This is a genomic window from Massilia sp. W12 (genome assembly GCF_037300705.1).
Taxonomy (GTDB): domain Bacteria; phylum Pseudomonadota; class Gammaproteobacteria; order Burkholderiales; family Burkholderiaceae_D; genus JACPVY01.
In genome coordinates this window covers 4,010,388-4,034,152 of record NZ_CP147776.1, presented here as the reverse complement: position 1 = coordinate 4,034,152, position 23,765 = coordinate 4,010,388, and the positions used below count along the sequence as shown (strand labels likewise).

The window sequence follows — 23,765 nt, the reverse complement described above, 5'->3', positions numbered from 1 at the left end:
TATCACGGCGCAAGCCTGAAAATGCTATAGTTGCGCCCTGATCCATTCCACTCCCGCCACCCCCGATGAAACATATCGCCAAAAAACGTTTCGGCCAGAATTTCCTGACCGACCAGCAGGTTTTGTACGACATTGTGCGCGGCATTGCGCCGCAACGTGATGATTTGATGGTGGAAATCGGGCCTGGCCTGGCGGCGCTTACCAAATTGTTGCTGCAAGATCTGGCGCATCTGCATGTGGTGGAGCTGGACCGCGATCTGGTGGCGCGTCTGCAAAAGCAATTCAAGCCGGAGCAACTCAGCATTCACGCCGGCGATGCGCTGCAATTTGATTTTTCCAGTTTGTTGCAGGAAGGGCGCAAACTGCGCGTGGTCGGTAATCTGCCCTACAATATTTCCACCCCCTTGCTGTTTCATCTGGCGCAATATGCGCCGCAGGTGGCGGATCAGCATTTCATGTTGCAAAAAGAAGTGGTCGAGCGCATGGTGGCCGAACCCGGCAGCAAAGCCTATGGCCGCTTGTCGGTGATGTTGCAATGGCGCTATGCAATGGATATGCTGTTTGTAGTGCCGCCGCAGGCGTTTGATCCGGCGCCGCAAGTTGATTCGGCGATTGTGCGCATGATTCCGCTGGCGCAGCCTTTGGCCTGCGACGGCGCGCGCCTGGAAGCGGTGGTGACGCAGGCGTTTTCGCAGCGCCGCAAAGTGATCCGCAACTGCCTGGCGGGCATGTTCAGTGAACAGCAATTGCGCGAGGCTGGAATTGATCCGGGCTTGCGCCCGGAAGCGGTGGCGCTGGAAAACTATGTCGCCCTGGCGCGTATGCCACAAGGCGCTTGATGCGCCTGCATGACGCCATACCGCAGCTTGTTGTATCAGGCTGTGAAATTTGTATGCAAAATTATCCAGGCTTGCCACAAGGCGGTTAAAATCCATTTGATTGCTTTCGCGCAAGCCTCCCTTCTTGCACTGTTGACCCGAGCGTTTTGGAAAGACACGCATGACAACGGCAGCATCCATTCCATTTCCCGATCCGCATCTGCGCCAGACTTTTGCCGCGCAGCTGCCGCGCCGCATTGATGAAATCGTGCATCAAATGCATGCGCTCGAAGTGGAAACCTGGAATCCGCGCCGCGTCGATTTCCTGCACCGTCTGGTGCACAGCCTGTCTTCCTCCGCGCGCAGCTTTGGCATCGACTTGCTGGCCGAAGTGGCGCAACCGCTGGAAGTTAATCTGGCGCGCCTGCTGGGGCGCATGCAACAGCCTAAACCTGGCGAATTGCAGCGCATCATCGACGCCGCCGACGCCCTGGTGCAGGTGGCGGAAGCCTGGTTGCAATCGATCACCGGCGCGCACGAAAGCGAACCGCCCACGGCCAGCGGGGCGGAGCAGGCCCTGATCTATATCTGGGGAGATATTCCCGAACACATGCGCAATTTGCGCCAAACCCTGATTGATGCGCATTACCGCGCTGAGGTTTTCCATGACGCTGACAGCCTGTGGCAAGCCTGCAAGCTGAATTGGCCGGCCTTGCTGCTGATTGATCTGGTGCAGGCTGAATTGGAAGCCGCCGCCCTGTCCTGGCTGCGCCGGGCGCGCGAGCAGGCCCCGCCCTCCTTGCAAATTTTGATGGTGACCGCGCGCGGCGAAGTGCAGACCCGGCTGGCCATGTACCGCGCCGGCGCCAGTCATTTGCTGGCGCGCCCCTTGCAAAGCGCTACCTTGCTGGCCACCGTCGCCAGACTGTGCCTGGAAGGGGCGGACGGTTTGCCGCACATCATGCTCTTATTTGATGACCCGCAATTGCAACAGGCTTGCCAGCTGGCTTTGCAGGGGCAGGATATGCCCTGCATGGTGGCGCAGGATTTGAATCACGCCATGCAATTGCTGGAACAGCAAAAAGTCGATCTGGCCTTGTTGCCGGCCTCGCAAGCTGCGCAAGCCGCCCTGCTGTCCGATCTGGATCCCGGCCTGGGCGTGCTGTTGCTGGGCGCGCGCACCAGCGGCGTGCAGCAGGAATGCTTGCACCTGCCGGAACATGACGCCGAGTGGGGCATGCTGGCGCAAATTGTGATTGCGCGGGCGCGCACACAACGCCGCCTGCATGAAATCCAGCGCCAATTGGGGCGTCTGCGCGCCGAGCGCGAACGCGAACACGAAGCCTTGAACCAGCATACGCCGATTTCGATCACCGATCCGATGGGCCGCATCACCTGGATCAATGACCGCTTTTGCCGCGTCAGCGGTTATGCGCGGCATGAGCTGCTGGGGCAAAACCATCGCATGCTGAAATCCGGCGAACATGACAACGCCTTTTTCCAGGATTTATGGCACAGCCTGAATCAGGGCCGCATCTGGCATGGCCAGATTTGCAACCGCGACAAACAGGGCGGCCTGTATTGGCTGGAAACCACCATCGCCCCCTTTCTGGATGACGAGGGGCGGCCCTGGCAATTCGTCTCCTGGCGGCATGACATCAGCGCAGATAAACAGGAAGCGCGCGCGCACTATGAAGCGCAGCGCAAAGCCACGCTGGAGCGCGACGAAGAACAATTGGTGTGGTCAGAACTGATGAGCAATCTGAGTCTGCGCCAGAACCAGGCAATACAAGAGGATGACGATGACAGCGTGCAAAGCATCGTCCGCTTCGATGGTCAGATCCGCTATGTGCGTACGGTGGGCCTGGGGCATCTGGGCAGCGATGGCCGCCTGTTGCGCAGCGACACCACGGTGCAGGACATGGCCGCGCTGCATGAAATGAGCAGTTTTAATCTGGATGAGGCGAATCAGGTCAAACCCGCTTTTTTGCAAGACATGGGGCGACAATTGCGCGCCCCCATCAATGCGATTCTGGCGTATGCCAATCTGATGCAGCAAGACCCCGGCGCCGCGCGCGCCGCCGCCAGCGTGCAGCAGGGCGCGTATGAAATTGCGCGCACCGGTCAGCAATTGCTGGGCCTGGTCTCAGACGTGCTGGATCTGGCGCGCATCGAATCCGGCCAGCAGCAAATCCATCTGGCCCCGGTTTCCTTGCGTCAGCTGTTTTTATCCTGCGAATCGCATGTGGTCGGCATGGCTGCGGCCAATGGCGTGAGCATCGGCTTTGATCTGGGCGAGTGTCTGGATTGTGAAGTGATAGCCGATGCCGGTTGTTTGCATCAAGTCTTGCTGGCCTTGATTGCAAATGGCATAAAATACAATCGTCCCGGCGGTCGCGTGCAAGTCGGTTGCTGCTTGATGCCGCTGGACGACACCGATACGCTGAGCGCGCTTACGCCGCGCTTGCAAATCGCCGTCAGCGACACCGGTTATGGCTTGAGCGCTGACAAGCTGGCGCGCCTGTTCACTCCATTCGACCGCCTCGGGGCGGAAGAGGGCGGCAGCAAGGGCACCGGCATCGGTTTATTGATTTGCCGCAGTCTTTTGCATTTAATGGGCGGCCAGTTGGGGGTGGAATCCACGCCCGGACTGGGCGCCACTTTCTGGCTGGAGCTGAATTTAAGCGCCGCCAGCAGCCGCTTGCCGCCGCCGCAGGTCATGGAAGCTGCACACACGGCGCCAGCGCAAACTGATCCGGAACCGCTCCGGGTCCCGCATACACCCCCGCAAACCCGGGCAGAGGAGGTCACGCTGCCTGCCGAACCAGAGCGCATCGCCGCCCCCGTGCGGCCACAGGAGGAAAGCATGGCGCCACAAGCTGAGATCGATGCTTCACGCAAGATCATTTTGTATATTGAAGACAATGCCGCCAGTCAGCGCTTGATGCATAAAGTGCTGGCCAGACGCGGCAATCTGGAAATGGTGGAGGCGGTCAGCGCTGAAGCCGGGCTGCCGCTGGCGGAAAAACTCAAGCCGGCCCTGATCTTGCTGGATATTAACCTGCCCGGCCTGGATGGCTATCAGGCCTTGCAGCAATTACGCGCCATCCCCGGCTTGCAGGAAACCCCGGTGGTGGCGGTGACAGCGAACGCGATGAAGGGCGATGCTGAGCGCGGTTTGGCCGCCGGTTTCACCGCTTATGTCGCCAAACCGCTCGATATTGAACAGTTTTATGTGTTGCTCGATCATTTGCTGGGCGAATAAGTCGGTCTGATCTGATGCAAAAGGCTGGCTTGGCGCTCATGGTTTGATGTATTCTGAACCGGTTGACGACTCCAAGGGGTGGAATAAAGTGACAGAAGCCAAACCGAAAAACCGGCAAGCGGCGTCCGCCGATCTGAGCTTGAAAGCCAAGGTCGCCCTGACCGCATCGGTTGTCTTCGTGTTATTCGTCGCCACCGTTTCCTGGATCAGCTTCCGCTATTTCGAGCGCGAATTCCGCAACTCCATCTACACCCAGCAAGTGTCGCTGGTCTCGGCCCTGACCAAGACCATGGATGACAAGCTGCGCTTTATGCTCGGCGCCTTGAGCGCCTCCGCCGCGCGGGTGCCGGCGGATGTCTTCAGCGATCCGCAAAAAGCGCAGGATTTTCTGGATCAGCAGGGCAGTTTGCACGCCATGTTCGACACCGGCGTAATGTTGATCGGCAAAGACGGTTCATTGGTGGCCGAAGCCCCGTTTCGCGAAGGCCGGCGCGGCAAAGATATGGCGATGCGCGAATTTTTCCAGCATGCCCTGATCACGCAAAAACCGTATATCAGCAAACCCTACGCTTCCACCCGCAATAAAAATGAGCCGGCGCTGCACATGTCGGCCCCGGTGTTTGATAAAAGCGGGCAATTCATCGGCTTGCTGGTCGGCCATATGGATCTGCTGGGCGATAACTTAATGGTGCAGATCGGCAAAGTCAAAAACGGCGCCAAAGGGTATGTGTATATGACCGACCGCGACGGCTTAATGATTTTGCACGTCGATAAAAAGCGCCTGCTCACCGCCACCCTCGGCAAAAACCCGATGTATGACAAGGCCTATGCCGGGTTTGAAGGGGTCGGCGAAACCATCACCTCGTATGGCGATGCGGTGATTGTCACCTTTAAGCGGGTGGAGTCAACCGGCTGGATTTTCGCTTCCAATTACATGCTGGAAGAAGCGCGCGCGCCGTTTGACCGCGCCTTGCACTATGTTTCGCTGGCGATTGGCGGCGGTTGCATTCTGCTGATTCTGATTGTCTCCACCCTGGTGCGGCGTCTGATTGATCCGCTCTCACGCTTTACCGAACACGTTTCCACCCTGCCGACCAAATCCGGCCCGGCGCGCCTGGTGGAAGAAGAACATGGCGGCGAAATCGGGATTCTGGTGCGCTCATTCAATCAGATGATCGCCACCCTCGACCAGCAGCAAGCGGTGTTGCAGCAAAATGAAAGCCGCTTGGCCGGCATGATTGAAGAATCGCCGGTCGGCGTGTTTGAAACCGATGGGCATGGCAATTGCACCTTCGTGAATAACCGCTGGTGCCAGATCGCCGGCATCACCAGCGCGCAGGCGATGGGCGACGGCTGGTATCGCGCCTTGCACCCGGACGATGTGCGGCGCGTCTGGGATGAATGGCTGGCCGCCGCATCCAGCGGCAAACCCTTGCATTCCTCCTACCGCTTTGTACATGAAAACGGCGATATGCGCTGGGTGCTGGGACAGGCTGCGCCGATTTTCAATCAGCAGGGCGAAGTCATGGCCTATGTCGGCACCAATACCGACATTACCGAGCAGACCATGGCCGAGGAGGAAATTCAGCGCCTCGCCTCCATCGTGCGCTATTCGCCCGACTTTATTGCGATTACCGACATCAGCGGGCGCGCCACCTTTATCAATGAAGCCGGGCGCAGCCTGGTCGGCCTGCAGGAATTCGGCGTGTTTGATGAAGTCCATCTGGCCGACTTTTTCCCGGTTCCGGATGCGCAAATGGTGCACGATCAAATCATCCCGCACCTGATGCAACATGGCCGCTTCACCGGCGAATTGCAATTCCGTCACTTCAACAGCGGGCAGACGATTCCGGTCTGGTTCGATATCTTCCGCATCGATGACGCCGCCAGCGGCAAACCGATCAATTTCGCCACCGTCACGCGCGACATCACCGAGCGCAAGCGCATGGATCAGGAATTGTCGCAATACCGCGAACATCTGGAAGAATTGGTGCAAGAGCGCACCGCTGAATTGCACCAGGCGCAGCAAATCGGCCACATGGGCAACTGGAAATGGGACGTGGCAAGCGGCCAGATCACCTGGTCGGATGAGGTGTGCCGCATCTTTGGCCATTTGCCGGGACAGTATGAACCGACCCTGGAACGCCTGCTCTCGACCCTGCACCCGGATGATGTCGAGCGCATCCGCAATCTGATGAAAGAAGCCTTCAAGAAAGGCGAACGGCACAGCATTGACAGCCGCATCGTGCGCCCGGATGGCAGCATCCGCTGGGTGCACACCGAAGCCGTGGCGCGCAGCGATGAGAGCGGCCGCATCAAGAGCTTCTCCGGCACCATCCAGGACATTACCGAACGCAAGCAGGTGGAGCAGGAATTGATCACCTCGCGCGAAGCGGCGGAAGCGGCCTCGCGCGCCAAATCGCTCTTCCTCTCTTCCATGAGTCACGAATTGCGCACCCCGCTGAATGCAGTGCTGGGTTTTGCCCAATTGCTGTCGATGGAAGACGATTTGAACGAGGATGTGCACAACAGCGCGGCGGAAATTGAGAAAGCAGGCCGCCATCTGCTGGCGCTGGTCAATGATATTCTGGATCTGGCGCGCATCGAATCGGGCCGCGTCGAATTGTCGATTGAAGACGTGGACCCGGCGGAAATTCTGCGCGACTGCCACAAATTGCTGGAGCCGCAAGCCAGGGCGCGCGATATCAGCCTGGATTTGAATTTGAGCGCGCCGGTGATTTTGCGCGGCGACCGCATCCGCCTGCGCCAAGTCTTGCTGAATCTGCTCTCAAATGCGGTCAAATACAACCGCGATGGCGGGCGCGTCTCAGTGCGCGGCGACGCCTTGCCGGGCCAGCGCTATCGCCTCACCATCCACGACACCGGCCCCGGCATTGCGCCGGAGCGCCTGACCGAATTGTTCCAGCCGTTTAACCGTATCGGCGCTGAGCGCGGCACGATTGAAGGCACCGGCATCGGCCTGGTGATCACGAAAACCCTGGTGCAAGCCATGAACGGCCTGATCGGAGTGGAATCGGTGCTGGGCGAAGGCTCCTCTTTCTGGGTTGAACTGGAATTGACCCAGGCCACCGCCGCGCCGGAGCCGGAAGAAGAATTGCCGCCGCAATATCCCGGCGCGATTCTGGCGGCGGAAGACCATGAACCGAACCGCAAATTATTGCGCCGGCAGATTGAGAAATTAGGATACCGGGTTGATTTCGCCTGCGATGGCAGCGAAGCGCTGGAAAAATGGCAGGCCGGCGACTATGACTTGATCCTGACCGATTGCAATATGGCGGTGATGGATGGCTATGAACTGGCGCAAGCGGTGCGCGCCAAAGAATCGCTGACCGGCGGCCATATCCCCATCGTCGCCTTGACCGCGAATGCCGCCAAAGACGCGGCTGCGGCCTGCGCCGCCGCCGGCATGGATGATTTTCTGGCCAAACCGGTTGAACTCAAAGACTTGCAAGCGATGTTGCAAAAATGGCTGAGCAGCCTGCAAAACGTCAAACCGGCCCCGCGCAGCCGCATCGCGCCGCGTCCGCCGCAAGAGCAAAGACCGGCCTATGCCGACTATCTGGAAAATCTGGCGCAAATGCTGGGCGACGACGACCCGCAGGAAGCGGCGCGCATGCTGCATGGCTTCCTTGACTCAGCCGCCGAATGCATCAATGACGCCAAGTGGGCGCTGCAACGGCGCGACACCATCACCTTCGTGCGCGCAGTGCACAAGCTGAAATCCTCGGCGCGCATGATAGGCGCGACCGCCTTGTCCGATCTGTGTCAAAAACTCGAACAAACCGGCTTGAAGAGCGACTGGGCTTTGCTGGAAGCGGATATGCCCAGCCTGCTGGCCAGCTTGCGCGAAACCGAGGAACGCATTCAAACCCTGCCGCGCCAGCGTGGCCAATTGCCGGCGGAGGTGCGCAGCAATGAATTACAGGGTTTGCATGTGATGCTGGTCGATGATGATCCGTTCATGCTCGATTATCTGTCCCATTTATTATCGCTGCGCGGAGCGCAAGGGGTGCGCCAGGAAAATGATGCGCGCATCGCTCTGGCTGAGCTGGCCAAAGCGGCGCATAACATCGACGTCTTGCTGTTCGATGTGAATATGCCGGGCATGGATGGGGTGGAATTCCTGCGTCATCTGGCCAAACATGATTATCGCGGGGCGCTGATTGTGATCAGCGGCGCCGCCGATCTCCTGCCCAGCATCTATGAACTGGCGCAAGCCCATGGTCTGCGCATCTGGGGCACGCTGGCCAAGCCGTTTATGCCGGAGCGTTTATACGAATTGCTGCGCCATTGTCCGCATCCGGGTGAGTTGCCCTTGGAAGACAGCGATCAGGATGGCGTCATGCCGACGGAGTTGGCGGCGGGGTTGGCGCGCAATGAATTTGTGCCGTATTTCCAACCGAAGCTGGATTTGAAGAGCGGCTTGCCATGCGGTGCGGAAGCGCTGGCGCGCTGGCGGCGCCAGGATGGCAGCCTGATTACGCCCTTGCAGTTCATTGCGCCGATGGAAGCGCATGGCTTTATCGACAGCCTGTTTATCGCCATGCTGCAAAGCGCGATGCAGGCGCTGGCCGCATTGCGTGAAGCGGGTTACCCCGATTTGCGCATCGCCCTCAACCTGGCCGCCTCGACCCTGGGCACCATCAATCTGCCTGAGCATATTGATCAGCAACTCAAGCAATACGACATCAAGCCGGAAAATCTGATGATTGAAATCACCGAATCCGGCGTAATGCAGGATGCGCGCATCGGGCTGGATGTCTTGCTGCGCCTGCGCTTGAAGGGCATCGGATTGTCGATTGACGATTTCGGCACAGGCTATTCCACCATTGATCAGCTGCGCCGCCTGCCTTTCACCGAACTGAAGATAGACCGCAGCTTTGTCGCCTCCGCCTCGCAAAACGAGCAGGCCAGAATTATTTTGCAATCCTCGGTTGAAATGGCCAAGCGCCTGCAATTGCAAACCGTGGCCGAAGGGGTGGAGAAAGAGGCGGATTTGCAGATGGTGCAAAAGCTTGGCTGCGATCTGCTGCAAGGCTACATCGTGGCCGAGCCGATGCCGCTGCCTGAATTTATCGTCTGGCTCAAATCCTGGCATGTGCCGGAGTGGATCAAGCAAAAATAAGCCGGCCCCGCTGGCTTGCCTGGTCTGCTGCGCAGGCTGGCTTGAGTGCAGCGATAACCCGGCGTCCGACACCGGTGGATATGCCAAAGAATTGGAGCCGGCCCATTCGACACCGGTGGATATGCAAAGGCATGCGAGCCGGCGCAATCAAGGGCAGGGGACATCCAAAAAATCGGAGCGGGCACATTCAAACCCTTTCGGCTCCCGCATCAATTACAAGTCAGCGCTGCGCGAAACGGTAAAACTTTCATCTTCCAAGGTCATGCTGATCATGCGGCAGATTGGCCGCCCGGCTTCAATCATGAAAATGCCGGCAGTTTTCATACAATTCTTCAAAACACCCGCCAAGACCGTGGGCAAGCCCTGCCGGCGCTTGTCATGTTGCAGAATTCTGCAATACTGATTATTCCCGATGTTTTATTTGTCCAGATGAAGAAGAGGACGCTTCAACTTTTTATTTTTATGCCAATTTAAGCATGAATTGTTAAAGAAACAGGTTCTTTTCAGGGACAAGTGTCGCTATAATTTATTGCAAAAGCATCAGCAAATTCGGCTTACCCTTTTCCTGGAAAAAAGATGACGCATTCTTCCTACGCCTTTGGGGCGCGTGGTGGGTTGCGCCCGGTACATATACTTGGCGCGTGTTTCAGTTTGTTGATGGCTTTTGCTGCCATGCCGGCATTGGCGGTCGATCTGCTGGTCGCAAATTTCACCGACAGCCCTGATCCTGCGGTGCGCGGCGGCAATCTGGTGTACAGCCTGTCCGTCACCAATAACGTGCCAGACGTGGCCCATAATGTGACCTTGAATGTGGCGCTGGATGCGCAGACTTCCTTTGTTTCGGTCTCAGACAGCGCGCATTGTGCGTATCAAGCGGGGCCGCACCGCGTGCAATGCAGCTATCCAAGCGTCAGCGGCGACACCGGCGGGCCGGGCACAGCCGATGTGTTCAGCGTTGATATCACCGTCGCCAGCCTGGTCAGCGCCGGCAGCACGGTGAGCGCCAGCGCCACCGTTTCCAGCACCGACACCGACACCAACCCCGTCAATGACAGCCTGAGCCAAACCACCACGATTGATAATGGAGCCGATTTGGCGGTGACCCTGACGCCGAATCAAAATACCTTTCCCGCCAGTTCCAGTGTGATTTATACCCTGGCCAGCAACAATATTGGCCCGAACACAGCGCAACATGTCAGTATCGCCACCACACTGTCGCCGAATTTGACCTACCTCAGCGCCAGCGGCAGCGGCTGGTCTTGCGGTGTGGCGGCGCAAGTGGTGACATGCACCCGCAGCAATGCCGCCATCGGCGCTTTGCCGGATATTCTCATCACGGCGCGCATTACCGGCGCCCAATTGGGCGTCATCACCAGTGCGGCCAGCGTCAGCGTGACGGGGGCGGCGACTGACTACAACAGCAGCAATGACACCGCAAGCGCGGATATCAGCGTTACCAGCGGGGCAGACCTGGCGATAACGAAATTGGTGTCAAGCGTGCTGGTGGCCAGCGGCGACAATGTCAGTTTCACTTTGCAGCCGCGCAATAATGGCCCGTTTGCGTCCAGCAATCTGACTGTGATTGACACCTTGCCGGCGGCGTTTACCGGCATTAACGCGAGCGGCCCGGGCTGGAGTTGCGGCGTCAGCGGCTTAACCATTACCTGCACCCGCGCCAGCTACGCGGTGGGGGCGGCGGACGATATCACGATCAGCGCCAGCGCGCCGGCAGTCGCCTTGGCCACGCCGCTCATCAACAGCGCCAGCATCGGCGCGCAAACGCCGGACGGCGTCAACAGCAATGACAGCAGCAGCGTGAATTTCAGCTTGATGCCGGATGGCGTGGATTTATCCATCAGCAAGAGCAAAACGCCTGATCCGGTGGCGCAAGGCAGCAATATGAGCAGCACCATGGTGGTGCAGAATAACGGGCCGCGCAATGCGCGCGCCGGCGAAGTCAAAATTATCGACACCCTGCCGGCTGGCGAAAGTTTTGTCAGCATGGCCAGCGGCAGCAATTGGAGTTGCGGCGCGCAAATCGGGCAAAACGTGACATGTACCTATAATGCGGCCTTGAATGCCGGCGCCAGCGCCTCGCCGCTGGTTTTGACCACCACTGCAACCGGCAGCGGCGTGTTGAGCAATACCGCCTGCGCCGCTTACACCGATTCAGTCGGCTCCTGGCAAGATCAGGTGACGGGCAATAACTGCGTCAGCGCCAGCGTGACCGCTACGGTCGCCGCCAGCGCAGCGGATTTGCAAATCGTTAAGACCCGCGATTTGGCGGTGCTGGCCTGGAACGCGCCAACCCTGACCTACACCCTGACTGTCACCAATGCCGGGCCGGGCGCAGTGGATGGCGTGATTGTGAATGATCCGATTCCAGCCTATGTCACCGGCAGCACCACTGTCAGCGCCAGCAAAACCGGCGGCACGACTGCCGCCGGTTTTAACTGCAGCACCGGGGCGACTGTGGTGTGTACCCAAAACAGCGGCAGCATGGCGGTTGGCGAAACGGCGATTTTCACCATCGCCGTCAACCGTCCTCTGTATGACAGCCTGAGTCAGCCGGGCGGCGTGTATACCAATACCGCCAGCGTGATTTCGAGCAATATCGGCGATCCGGATCGCAGCAATAACAGCAGTGCAGTGACGGTGCAAATTGATCCGGTGGCCGATATCACCGTGCAATCCGCCGCGACCCCGAATCCGACCCTGGCCGGCACCAATGTCACCTGGATTTTGACGGTGAATAATAATGGTCCATCCAGCGCGGCGAATGTGAATTTGAGCCAGGTTTTCACCAGCAATGGCGGCACGATGACGTTTATTTCCGCCACGCCCAGCAGCGGCAGTTGCAGTCCGTTTAACAGCGGCAGCCAGACCCTGAATTGCGCCTTGGGCAGTCTGGCCAATGGCGCCACCGCGACAGTGACAGTGGTGACGCGTCCCGATTACATGGCCAGCCCGCCCAATCCGCGCACTATTACCTCCGATACCAGCGTCAGCACCAGCACGCAGGAAAGCAATAACGCCAACAATACTGCGCAAACGGTGCTGACGGTGAATCCGGCGGCGCTCGATATTCTGGTGAATAACACTGACAACCCTGATCCGCTGGGCTTTGTGCCCGCCAGCGCCAATCCACAGTTCCCCGATAATGTGGTGACATACCGCAACATCATCACCAATCGTGGGCCTTCGGTCGCGTCCGGTTTGCAACTGAACTACAGCATGACGCCGCCGGCAGGCAAGAGCATGACCTTCCTCGGCGATAAGCTCAGCGCCAGCGGCCAGACCTATTCCAATTACTGTAATAATCTCGGCGCCAGCGTGACAGGTCCGGCCACGTTGACAGTGCAATGCGCCTTCCCGCCGGGGCAAATCCTGCTGGCGAATAACGCCACCACTGATTTATATCTGGATTACCGGGTGGAAACGCTGCCGGCCTCGACGGGCGACTCTTATGTATCCAGCGTGACGGTGAGCGCAAACGAGCCGGAAACCGTGTTGGCGAATAATACGATGGCGCAAACCACCAGCGTGCGCCAGCGCGTCGATTTGCAATTGAGCAAGAGCGCGCGCGCCTGGAATGGCAGCGCCAATGTCACGACTTCCAGCGTGCAATTGCGCCAGCCGTTTTACTATGTGCTGACGGTGACCAACGCCGGGCCGGGCGACAGCATCGTCACCACCAGCACCGATGCGCTGCCGGCTGGCCTGTCTTTATACAGCGGCGGCGCGATTGCGCCATATAACGCCGCGCCTTATAACGGGGGGATTGTGTGGAGCAACAATAACGCCAGCCCGGGCAATGGCGTATGCGGCGTGAGCGGCAGCACGGTCACTTGTAATCTGGGCATGCTGGAAGCCGGCAAGGTGGCCACGGTCTTGATTCCGGTGCGCGCCACAAGCACCGGGAATTTGAATAACTGCGCCAGCGCAAGCACCAATCAAGTCGATCTGGTGAGCGCGAATAATCAAAATATCTGCTATCCGATGACGGTGCAAAGCGCTTCCCTGGCCGGCACGGTGTATTACGATCAAAACAATAATGGAGTGAAAGACGGCGCGGAAAACGGAATCGCCTCGGTGGCGCTGCAATTGAATGGCACAGATATCTATGGCAATGCGGTCAGCAATCTGAGCGTGAGCACCAATGGCAGCGGCGCCTTCCTGTTCGCCAATTTATCGCCCGGCGCATACACCCTGAGCGAAAGCCAGCCAAACGGTTATCAAGATGGCCTGGACGTGGCCGGCAGCGCCGGCGGCGCGCCCGGCGCTTTGCTGACAGACCAGATCAGCGCGATTAATCTGGCCGCCAACACCAACGCCACCGGCTATCTGTTTGGCGAGGTGGCGAACGCCAGCCTGTCCGGTTTTGTGTTTGGCGATTTGAACGCCAACGCCTTGCGCGACTTGACCTCGCTGCCCGGCACGGATGAGAGCGCCGGCCTGACCGGGGTGCAAATCAGTTTGAGCGGCACGAGCGATCATGGGCCGGTTTCGCTGAACGCCACCAGCGGCGCAAACGGCGCCTACAGCTTCACCGGCTTGCGCCCCGGCGTGTACCAGGTCAGCCAGCAAGTCTTGAGCGGGGTGACGCACACCGGCCTCACCGTAGGCAGCAAGGGCGGCAATGATGGCGCGACCCCGGTCAGCGCGAATACTGCGGTGGTCGGCCTGAACAAGCGCACGGTGTCGAATATTGTGCTGGTTCCGGGCGATGCGGCTGTGAATTACAACTTTGGCGAAGGCGGGCAAAGTCTGTCCGGCCATGTGTATGTGGACTTGAACAATAATGGTGTGATGGATGGCGGCGAATTCGGCATTCCCGGCATCGCCGTCACTCTGTCCGGGCAAACTGCCGCGAATGTGGATGTGTGCGCCGCGCTTTCGCCCAATCCCTGCACCGTCAGCACCGACGCCAACGGGGTATGGCAATTCATTGGCATCCCGGCCAGCAATGGCAGCGGGTATACGGTGACAGAGCAAAGCCAGGCCAGCGCGCCGCTGTCGCATTATGGCGACGGTATTGACAGCCGTGGCACGGTGGGCGGCGCGCCGGTCGGCCTGGCCGGGAATGATCAAATCAGCGGCATTGTTATTGGCGTGGGACAGATTGGCGTCAATTATGACTTTGGCGAACGCAGCGCCAGCATCAGCGGCGTGAGCTATCTTGATGTGGATGTGAACGGCGCACTGGGGGCAGGCGATGTGCGTCTGCCGAATGTGAGTGTGACGCTGTCCGGCTTGAGCGCGGGCGGGGTGGATGTCTGCACCCTGATTCCTTCTTGCGTGCGCAGCACCGACAGCAATGGCAATTTCAGCTTCCTTGGCTTGCCGGCCAGCAATGGCGCCGGGTATACGGTGACGGAAACCCAGCCGCAGGATTTTGCCGAAGCGGTCAATAGCGTCGGCACGCAAGGCGGCAGCGCCGGCCTGGCGGGCCTCAACAGCCGTTTCAGCGGCATCGTGCTGGCGGCGGGCGTGGCGGGCGAGCAGTATCTGTTTGGCGAAAAAACCGGAACCATCAGCGGTTTTGTGTATCACGACCAAAACAATAATGGCGTGAAAGATGGCGGGGAAAGCGGGATTGGCGGAGTGGTGCTGAGCTTGAGCGGGGTGGCGGCGGGCGGCGGCGCGCCGTGCATGAACGCGCCTTGCAGCGCGCTCAGCGCAGCCGATGGCAGCTATACCCTGCTTGGCGTGAAAAACGCCAATGGCGCCGGCTACGTCATCACGCAAAGCCAGCCTGCCAATTGGTACGATGGCAAAGTGAGCAAGGGTTTGATCAATGCCGGGCCATGCGGCGCTTGTAACGACAGCGTGTATAACGTGATCAGCGCCTTGCCTTTCAATGCTGCGCAAACCTTCACCCAGTACAATTTTGGCGAAGTGTTGCCGGCTTCACTGGCCGGGCTGGTGTATCACGATATCAATAACAGCGGCGTGTATGGCGGACTTGGCCATATGCCGGGCGTCACCATCAATCTGAGCGGGCTGGATGACCGTGGCGCCAGCGTCAACCTGAGCACGCTCACCGGCAGCGATGGGCGTTACAGCTTCAACAATCTGCGCCCCTCCAATCCAGGCGGCTACACGATCAGCGAAACCCAGCCGGCCGGGGTGAATGATTATGCGGCGGCGTCAGGCTCCCAGGTTGGCGCCCAAAACAGCGTCAGCGTCGGCTTGGCCGCGCTGAATCAGATTTCCGCCATCGTCTTGCCTTCGGCCATCAATGGGGTGGAATACAACTTCCGCGAAAACGCTTCCAGCATCAGCGGCCGTGTGTATTTCGATCAAAATCGCAATGGCGTGCTGGATGCCGGCGAGAGCGGGATTGGCGGCGTGTCGATTGAATTGAGCGGCGCCGCCGCACGCAATGGCGTCACGCGCAGCGATGGCGTGTTTGCCTTCTATGGCCTGGCGGCGGGCAGTTATACCTTGAGCGAAAGCCAGCCAGCCGGCTATATCGACAGCCGCGACGCTGCCGGCGCAGCAGGCGGTGTGGCGAATAATCCGCTCAATCGCATCAGCGGCATCACGCTGCCGGTCGCAACTGAGGGCCACAGCTATTTATTTGGCGAGCAAGTGGCCGTGCTGTCCAGCCTGCAAGGGGTGGTGTATGGCGACTTGAACCGGAATGGCGTGCGCGATCCGGACGAGCCTTTGTTAGCCGGCGTCGGCTTCACCTTGAGCGGCACGGATTACCAGGGCAATCCGCAGCGCTTTACCGCGCAAACTGACGCCAGCGGCCAATATCGCATCATCAACATTCCTGCCGGCACATATACCCTGAGCCAAAGCCAGCCAGCCAAGTGGGATGATTTCCCCGGCGCCAGCGGGGTGCAGGCGGGAACCGGGGCCGGCGGCGTGGCCGCGAAAAACCAGCTCAGCAATCTGCAATTCCCCTTGAGCGGCGTGGCGGCGAGCGGCTATGACTTCCGCGAAATGACGGGCTTGTCCAGCATTGCCGGCGTGGCGTATGTGGATATGAACGGGAATGGCGTGCGCGATGCGGGCGCCACGCCGGAACCGTTGTTGGCGCAAGTCACGCTGAGCTTGAGCGGGCAGGACAGCAGCGGCCAGAGTGTGACGCGCAGCGTGCAGACAGACACGAATGGTGCTTATCTGTTCAATGCTTTACTGCAGGGCGTGTACAGCATCAGCCAAAGCCAGCCGGCGGCCTGGGGCGATTTTGAGGGCAATAGCGGCAGCCGGGTCGGCAGCGCCGGCGGCGCGCTGGACGCCGCCGCCAACAAAATCAAGGACATTAAGCTGCCGGCCAATACTGCCGCAAGCGGCTATGATTTCCGCGAAAAACCGGGGCAACTGTCTGGCTTTGTGTATTTCGACGCCAACCATAACGGCCTGAAAGAAAGCGGCGAAAGCGGGATTGCGAATGTCGGCATTACCCTCAGCGGCAAAGATGTGGATGGCAAACAGGTGAGTCTGAGCGGCAAGAGCGCAGCCGATGGCAGCTTCAGTTTCAGCGGCTTGGCGGCGGGCCTCTACAGCTTGCTGGAAACACAGCCGGCAGGGTATGTGGATGGCAAGGAAAGTCCGGGACAGATCGGTGCGCAAAGCGTGGGCGCGGTCGATAACAGCGCTTTTGACAGCAACCCGGCGCGCAACCAGATCAGCCAGATTGCCTTGCCGGCCGGCCAAAGCGGCGTCAATTATTTATTCGGCGAGCGCGGCGCAACCCTGCAAGGTTTTGTGTATGTGGACGCGAATAATAATGGCCAGAAAGAAAGCGGCGAAAACGGCCTGGCCGGAGTCCGCATAACGCTCTCGGGCAAAACCGACAGCGGAGACGATATCTGCGCCTTGCGCGCCTGCACCGTGCAAAGCGACAGCGATGGCCGCTTTGTATTCGACGGCCTGGCGCCGGGGCGCTACAAGCTGGTGGAAAATCAGCTCGATGTGGATGGCGTCAAATACAGCGATGGCAAAGAAACCGCCGGGCTTGCCGGCGGCGTGGTGAATAACGCCAATACCGGCAGCGCTGCGTATCAAAATACGATTGATGCGATTGATTTCAACGCCGGCGTCATCAGCGCCAATCAAGGCGTGTTGGGCGGCTATCTGTTTGGCGAAACGCCGCGCAGTCAGCCCAGCTTGAAGCCGCCGATTGTCAACGGCTACGTCTGGCGCGACCGCAATCACAGCCGCCAGCGTCCGAGCGACACCAGCAACGATGGCGTGGCAGGCTGGACGGTCAGTCTGTCGCAAAACGGCAAACAAATTTGCCTTGCCAGCACCAACGCCAAAGGCTTTTACCAATTCGATAATCTGCACTGCCCGGGCTATGAGGAAAGCGGCTTGCCAACCGGCAGCGGCTTTGCGATTGTCTTTACGCATGAGGGCAACCGCATGCCGGCGGTGGCGATTTCCGGCGGCGGCTCAGGCGATGTGGAGGGCGGCGTGATCAGCAATATCACCTTGCGCCCGGGCGATGAGGTGAGCGAACAGAATCTGCCGCTCGACCCGGCTGGCGTGGTGTATGACGCAGTCACCCGGCAAACGGTGGCCGGGGCCGTGGTTACCTTCAGCGGCCCGCCCGGTTACGATGTCAAACGCCACCTCTTAGGCGGGGTGCAGGCGGAAACCCAAATCACCGGCAGCGATGGCTTGTATCAATTCTTCTTGCAAAACGATTTCCCCAGCGGGGTGTATACCTTGCAAGTCAAGGATGTGCCGGCGGGCTATCTGAATCAGGTTTCGGGCCTGATTCCACCTTGCATCAGCAATGGCTTGCCGGTGGGCGCACAGCCGGACCCTGCACTGGTGCAAAAAAGCGATAGCGCACCGGGTCTGGGCGTGCCGCTGGCCAAACCGAACGCCTGCGTCGGCATGGTCCCGGGCGGAGCCGACAGCACCCAGTATTACTTCCAATTCCTGATTACGAACGGGGTTTCGGCGCCGATTTTGAATAACCACATCCCGCTCGATCCGCTGCAGCCGGCTGGACTGTCACTCAGTAAGAGCGCTGATAAAACCCAGGCGGAAATCGGCGACAGCGTGCGCTACACCATCGTGGTGAAGCAAAACAGCGGTTCCGCCGTCAAGCAAACCACGGTGCGCGATGTGTTGCCAGCCGGCTTCAAGCTGATTCCGGGAACCGTCAAGCTCAATGGCGCGCCGGCCCCTGATCCGCAAGGCGTGCCGGGGCCGGTGCTCGGTTTCCAACTGGGGCCGCTGGCGGCGGGCCGCAGCGCTGCCATCAGCTACCGGGTGCGGGTGGGCGTGGGCGCGTTGCAGGGCGATGGCGTGAACCGGGCGCAAGCCTGGGCTTGTCAAAACCCGGCTTCCTGTCTGCAAGGCCCGGCCTTGCAAGCACGACCGGATGCAAACGGCTCCAACCCGGGCCAGCATCAAGTGCGCGTCAGCAAAGGCGTGTTTGGCGATGAAGCCTGTCTGGCCGGCAAGATATTTGTGGATTGCAACCATAATCATGTGCAAGACAGCGAAGAATTGGGCATTCCGGGCGTGCGCCTGTATCTGCAGGATGGAACCTGGCTGGTCAGCGATGTGGAGGGCAAATACAGCTACTGCGGTCTGACGCCGAAATCGCATGTGCTCAAGGTGGATGCGCTGACCTTGCCCAAAGGCAGCCGCCTGACCACCACCAGCAATCGCAATCTGGGCGACGCTAACAGCCTGTTCCTGGATGTCAAGAACGGCGAATTGTTGCGCGCCGATTTTGCCGAAGGCTCTTGCAGCAATCAGGTGCTGGAGCAAGTCAAAGCGCGCCGCAACGGCGGCGAAGTGCGCGAACATGAAAATGAAAGCGGCAAGCAGCGCTACCAGTTCCGCAGCAAGGCGCCGCAAGCGCCGCGTCAAGCCAGCGACAGCGCAAACCAGGAGCTGGTGCGCCCGCGTCAAGAGGAGGCAGGCCATGCACAGTAAAGTTTTCAAACAGGCCGCCAGATTGAGTTCAGCCATGAAAAAACGCCCAACACACTCCCCCTGCGGCTGGTCGCGCCGGCCATTAGCGCAGTTGCTGGCGCTGACTTTCGCTGCTTACGCCGCCAGCGCCCAGGCGCAAGACGCGGCGCCAGCAGCCCCCGGCAGTTTCGCGCCCGGCCTCAAATTGCCGCATGCTGCGCCGCCCTTGGGCCGGGTGGCCGCCGCCGCACAACTGGAGGTGGAAACCGACCGCAACCGGGTGCAGGCTGATGCGCGCCAGTTGATCAGCGTGAAAGTCAGGCTGCTCGATCCGCAGGGGCGCCCCTTGCGCGGCCAGACGCTGCTGACGGTGGAAGCGCCCGGCCTGCGCATCTTGCAAGCCGGAACCGCGCAGGACTTGCGCACCGACGAATCCGGCCCGGGCGGCAGCGACGCCGCACGCAATACGCCGGGAGTGCAAATTGTGGCGCAAGACGGCGTCGCCGCTTTTCAAATCATTGCGCCGGGCGAGCCTAAGACTGTGCCCTTGCGCGTGAGCGGGGCCGGCTTGAGCGCCGCCGGCGAATTGGAATTTGTGCCGGAAGTGCGGCATTGGCTGGCGGCGGGTTTGCTCGAAGGTCTGCTGCGCCGTCGCAGCGAAAGTCTGGAGGCGCAGGCGCAAAGCCGTTTCCAGGACGGCTTTGAGCGCGACATGAGCCGCTTTACGCGCCAATCCTCGGATGGCCGCACTTTGTACGGCGTGCGCGGCGCCGCCTTCGCCAAAGGGCTGTTGGGCGATCCGGCGCAAGGCTTGATGCTGACCCTGGCGTATGACAGCGATAAGGATGAACGTTCACGCTTTATGCGCGACTTGAATCCGATTGAGTTTTATCCGATCTATGGCGATGCGGCGCGCACCGGCTTTGATGCGCGTTCCGCCAAACGTCTGTATGCGCGACTGGATGCGCAGCACAATTATTTAATGTTTGGCGACTTCAGCACGGGCGATGAAATCGGCTTTGGCCGCGGGCTGCGCTTGCCGCCCTCGTTTTTGCACAGCGCCACATTGCAGCCTGCAGGCGCCGGGCCAGCGCAAGCGGCCAGCCAGAGCGCCGCGCCAGCGCAGGACGCCGGCCCGCTGTTGCGCAAACTCGCGCGCTACCAGCGCAGCGCCACCGGCGTGCGCGGCCACTATCAACAGCAAAATCTGGGACTCAATGGCTTTGCGCTGTACGACAGCATGAAGCAGGCGGTGGAAGAATATCGCGCCAACGGCACATCCGGCCCGTTTGCCGTGCGCAATACGCAAGCGATCGCCAACAGCGAAAAAGTGGAAATTATTGTGCGCGATAAAAATCAAAATGATCGCGTATTGCAAGTGACGCCGCTGACGCGCTTTGAGGATTACACCTTTGAGCCATTCGATGGGCGGATTGTGTTCAAGCAGGCGATTCCCTCCCTGACGCCAAATGGCGATCCGCAATCGCTGCGCATCAGCTATGAAGTCGAGCAGGGCGGCGAGCGCTTCTGGGTGGGCGGCCTGGATGGCGAAATCAAATTATCTGAAGACGCCGTGCTGGCCGCTTCCGTGGTGGAAGACCGCAATCCGGAATCGCCCTTCCGCTTGCATGGCCTGAGCCTGGGATGGCGCATCGGCCAGCGCAGCCGTCTGGTGGCTGAATGGGCGCACGCCAGCGCTACCGCATACGCCGTGGATGGGCAGTGGTATAGCACGCCGAGCGGGCGCAGCGGTGAACAGCGCCAAGTGCGCAGCGGCGACGCCGGACGGCTGGAATTTGAGCATCGCGGCGAGCGCTGGCAGCTCGCCATGTATTGGCAAAAAGCGCAAACGGGTTTTCTCAACAGCGCCGGCAATATCAGCGCGGGACGGACGGAAGCCGGCTTGAAGCTGGCGGTCAAAGCGGGCGACAGCGTGACCTTGTATTTGGATGGGGCGCGCAGCCAAGACCAGTTAAGCCAGGCCGAACGCAGCAGCGTGCGCGCCGGCGCGCTGGCTCAGCTCAGCCCGGATTTGCGTCTTGATGTGTCGCTCGGACATGTGCATGAACGCGGCGCGCCGGACGCCGGCGCGCTTGCCGCCAGCCTGCCCGGCAATGCGCAAAGCGGCGGCGGCTTTTTTGGCGCCGCCAGCGCCGACAGCATCATCAGCCCGCAAACCGGGAATTTGATTACGCCGGTTCTCAGCCAAGGCGGCGCAGCCAGCCCCGGCGCCGATTGGCGGCAAGACTTGAACACCCTGCGCCTGGAATTGCAATACCGGCCTGCGCCAAACTGGCTGTTGGCGGCGCAGGCCGAGCAGGGCTTGCAAGGCGGCGCCAGACACCGCTATGCGCTGGGCGCGCAATATACGCTCAATGAGCGCAGCCGCGCATATGCCCGCTACGAACAGCAAACCGGCCTGGCCTCCGCCTACTCCCAGCACCCGGATCAGCGCAGCAACAGCCTGATTGCCGGTCTGGAAAGCGAATTTTTACCAAACACCAATGTATTTACCGAGTACCGCTTGCGCGATGCGCAAAGCGTGGAGTTGGCGCATTTGCGTGATCAACAACTCGCCACCGGTTTGCGCAACACCCATCAACTGGCCCCGGGGCTGTCCCTCAACAGCAGCGCGGAATATCTGAAAGTGCTGGCCGGCAGCCAGCAGACCGGATTCGCCGTCTCCGCCGGGCTGGATTACACCGCGCAGTCGCATTACAAAGCCTCGGCCAAATTGGAATACCGGCGCTTGAGCGATAAAGCCGATGCGCCGGGCGATCAGCGTCAGCAGCAATGGTTGAGCACCCTGTCGGGGGCCTTCAAATTGCAGCGCGACTATGCCTTGCTGCTGCGCAATTACAGCCTGTACACCCGCAACCATGATGACGTCAGCGGCAAGCCGCTGGGCGATATATGGCAAAACCGGGCGCAGCTCGGGCTGGCCTGGCGCCCGCTTGATCATAATCGCTTCAACGCCTTGCTGCGCTATGAAAACAAGCTGGTGCGCGATGAATCCGGCGCGGATGGCGAGAATTACCGCGCCCATATTTTCTCCAGCCACCTGGATTGGCATCCAGCACGCCCATGGTGGTTGAGCGGACGCCTGGCCGCCAAGCGGGTGCGCGACTTCAGCTTGCCCGCCGGCCAACAGGACTACAGCGCCTGGCTGCTTGGCGGACGCCTGGTGTATGACGTGAGCGAAAACATTGACCTCGGCTTGCTGGCGGCGCGGCTGTCCAGCGCGCAAGGCGGCGCGCGTCAATATGCGCTGGGAATTGAGGCCGGCTATCTCTTGAAAGAAAATGTGTGGCTCTCGCTGGGCTACAACAAGAGCGGCTTTACTGATCGCGACTTGAGCGCAGCCGACTACACCGCGCGCGGCGTGTTTATGCGCTTGCGCTTCAAATTTGATGAAACTTTGTTCAAGGGCGATGACAAAAACGTCAATCGTTCATTGGCCCGCTGACCCACGCCAGGCATGGAGAGTGCATATGTTTATCCCGCTGCGCCGCAAGCAAGCGCGTCCCCCACAAGAAAGTCATGCTATGAAACGTTTTTCTTTTTCGATCAAGTCTGGCCTCGCCGGCGCCATGCTGCTGTTAAGCGCCGCCGCCATGGCGCAAAGCACGAAGCCGGCGGTTTCGCCGCAGCAGGTGATGAGCGATCAGGGTGTTTTGCGCGATATGCAAAGCTATCGCCAGGCGCAGGCCCGCATCAAAGCGCAAAACGAGCAAGGCGTAGCGGTGGCGGATTATTTACTGTCCAAAGCGCAATGCTGGCTGGATGTGTCACTGCATGAATACACCCGCAACGACCGCTCTGATTTTCCGCAGCAGGCTTTGGCCCAGGCCGACTTGATTTTGCAAGCGATGGAGCAAAAACAGACGCCCAACCCGGGCTTGCAAACGCCGCTGCTGAATCAGGCCGAGCGCCTGCGCGACGATTTATGGCAGCGCTTCGCCAATCTGAAAACCCATCCCGGCTTTCGCTGCGCCAGCGCGCTGGTGGCCTGCGCTGAAGTGGAATTGGCGCATGCCGGCAATGAATACAAGCAGCAAGGCTGGCGTCACGCCAATCCGTATATTCAGATTGCGGAAGATAAATTGGCTTTGGCCGACGCTGCCGCTGCAGCCTGTCCCGTGACCCCGCCACCGCCGCCAGCGCCATGCCAGCCCTGTAAAGAATCGACGCCGCCGCGCCAGGTGAAAAAATTGAGTTTGCAGGCGGACGCCTTGTTCCGCTTTGATCAACACAGCTTGCAGCATTTGCTGCCGCAGGGACGGGCCAGGATTGATGAAGCGATGCGCAAGCTGGAACAGGCGTATACCCGGATCGACTATATCAAACTGGTCGGCCATACCGACCGCCTGGGCAGCCAGGATTACAATCTGAAGCTGTCGCGCAACCGCGCCAAGACGGTCGCGGATTACATCCGCAGCAAAGGGTATCAAGGCGAATTGATGCACGATGGCGTGGGCAAAACGCAGCAGATTATCGGCTGTGAACAAATCAAAGCGCGCAGCGCCTTGATAGACTGCTTGCAGCCGAATCGGCGCGTGGAAATTGAAGTCAGCGGCGAATTGCGCGCCTTGCCCGCAGATTGAAGCGGGGGCGTAAAAAAACCGCATGCTTGAGGGCATGC

At 59.9% G+C, this 23,765-nt stretch carries 6 protein-coding genes; all 6 read left to right on the top strand.

Features of this window, described 5'->3' with window-relative positions:
* The first annotated feature begins 65 nt into the window (after positions 1-65).
* The gene (gene rsmA, locus V8J88_RS16120; protein ID WP_338845229.1) at positions 66-839 is read left to right on the top strand and encodes a 16S rRNA (adenine(1518)-N(6)/adenine(1519)-N(6))-dimethyltransferase RsmA; all 774 of its coding nucleotides are present in this window, start codon (positions 66-68) and stop codon (positions 837-839) included.
* A gap of 160 nt (positions 840-999) precedes the next feature.
* Positions 1,000-4,083, top strand: coding sequence for a response regulator (locus V8J88_RS16115; RefSeq protein ID WP_338845227.1), 3,084 nt, complete (start codon positions 1,000-1,002; stop codon positions 4,081-4,083).
* Positions 4,084-4,129: 46 nt separating this feature from the next.
* A complete protein-coding gene (locus V8J88_RS16110; protein ID WP_338849905.1) occupies positions 4,130-9,229 on the top strand; it encodes an EAL domain-containing protein in 5,100 nt (1,699 codons plus the stop codon).
* A 657-nt stretch (positions 9,230-9,886) separates the two neighbouring features.
* Positions 9,887-19,144, top strand: coding sequence for an SdrD B-like domain-containing protein (locus V8J88_RS16105; protein WP_338845225.1), 9,258 nt, complete (start codon positions 9,887-9,889; stop codon positions 19,142-19,144).
* On the top strand, positions 19,134-22,589 hold the full coding sequence (locus V8J88_RS16100; RefSeq protein ID WP_338845224.1) for a hypothetical protein: 3,456 nt from the start codon (positions 19,134-19,136) through the stop codon (positions 22,587-22,589). The genes V8J88_RS16105 and V8J88_RS16100 overlap by 11 nt, the downstream gene beginning before the upstream one ends.
* A 79-nt stretch (positions 22,590-22,668) precedes the next feature.
* Positions 22,669-23,727: an OmpA family protein gene (locus V8J88_RS16095; protein ID WP_338845223.1), complete on the top strand. Its 1,059-nt coding sequence runs from the start codon at positions 22,669-22,671 to the stop codon at positions 23,725-23,727.
* Positions 23,728-23,765: the final 38 nt, after the last annotated feature.

Excerpts from the sequence above, each read along its gene's own strand:
- rsmA (WP_338845229.1), top strand. The coding sequence starts at position 66 with ATGAAACATATCGCCAAAAAACGTTTCGGCCAGAATTTCCTGACCGAC.
- V8J88_RS16115 (WP_338845227.1), top strand. The coding sequence starts at position 1,000 with ATGACAACGGCAGCATCCATTCCATTTCCCGATCCGCATCTGCGCCAG.
- V8J88_RS16110 (WP_338849905.1), top strand. The coding sequence starts at position 4,130 with ATGTATTCTGAACCGGTTGACGACTCCAAGGGGTGGAATAAAGTGACA.
- V8J88_RS16105 (WP_338845225.1), top strand. The coding sequence starts at position 9,887 with ATGGCTTTTGCTGCCATGCCGGCATTGGCGGTCGATCTGCTGGTCGCA.
- V8J88_RS16100 (WP_338845224.1), top strand. The coding sequence starts at position 19,134 with ATGCACAGTAAAGTTTTCAAACAGGCCGCCAGATTGAGTTCAGCCATG.
- V8J88_RS16095 (WP_338845223.1), top strand. The coding sequence starts at position 22,669 with ATGAAACGTTTTTCTTTTTCGATCAAGTCTGGCCTCGCCGGCGCCATG.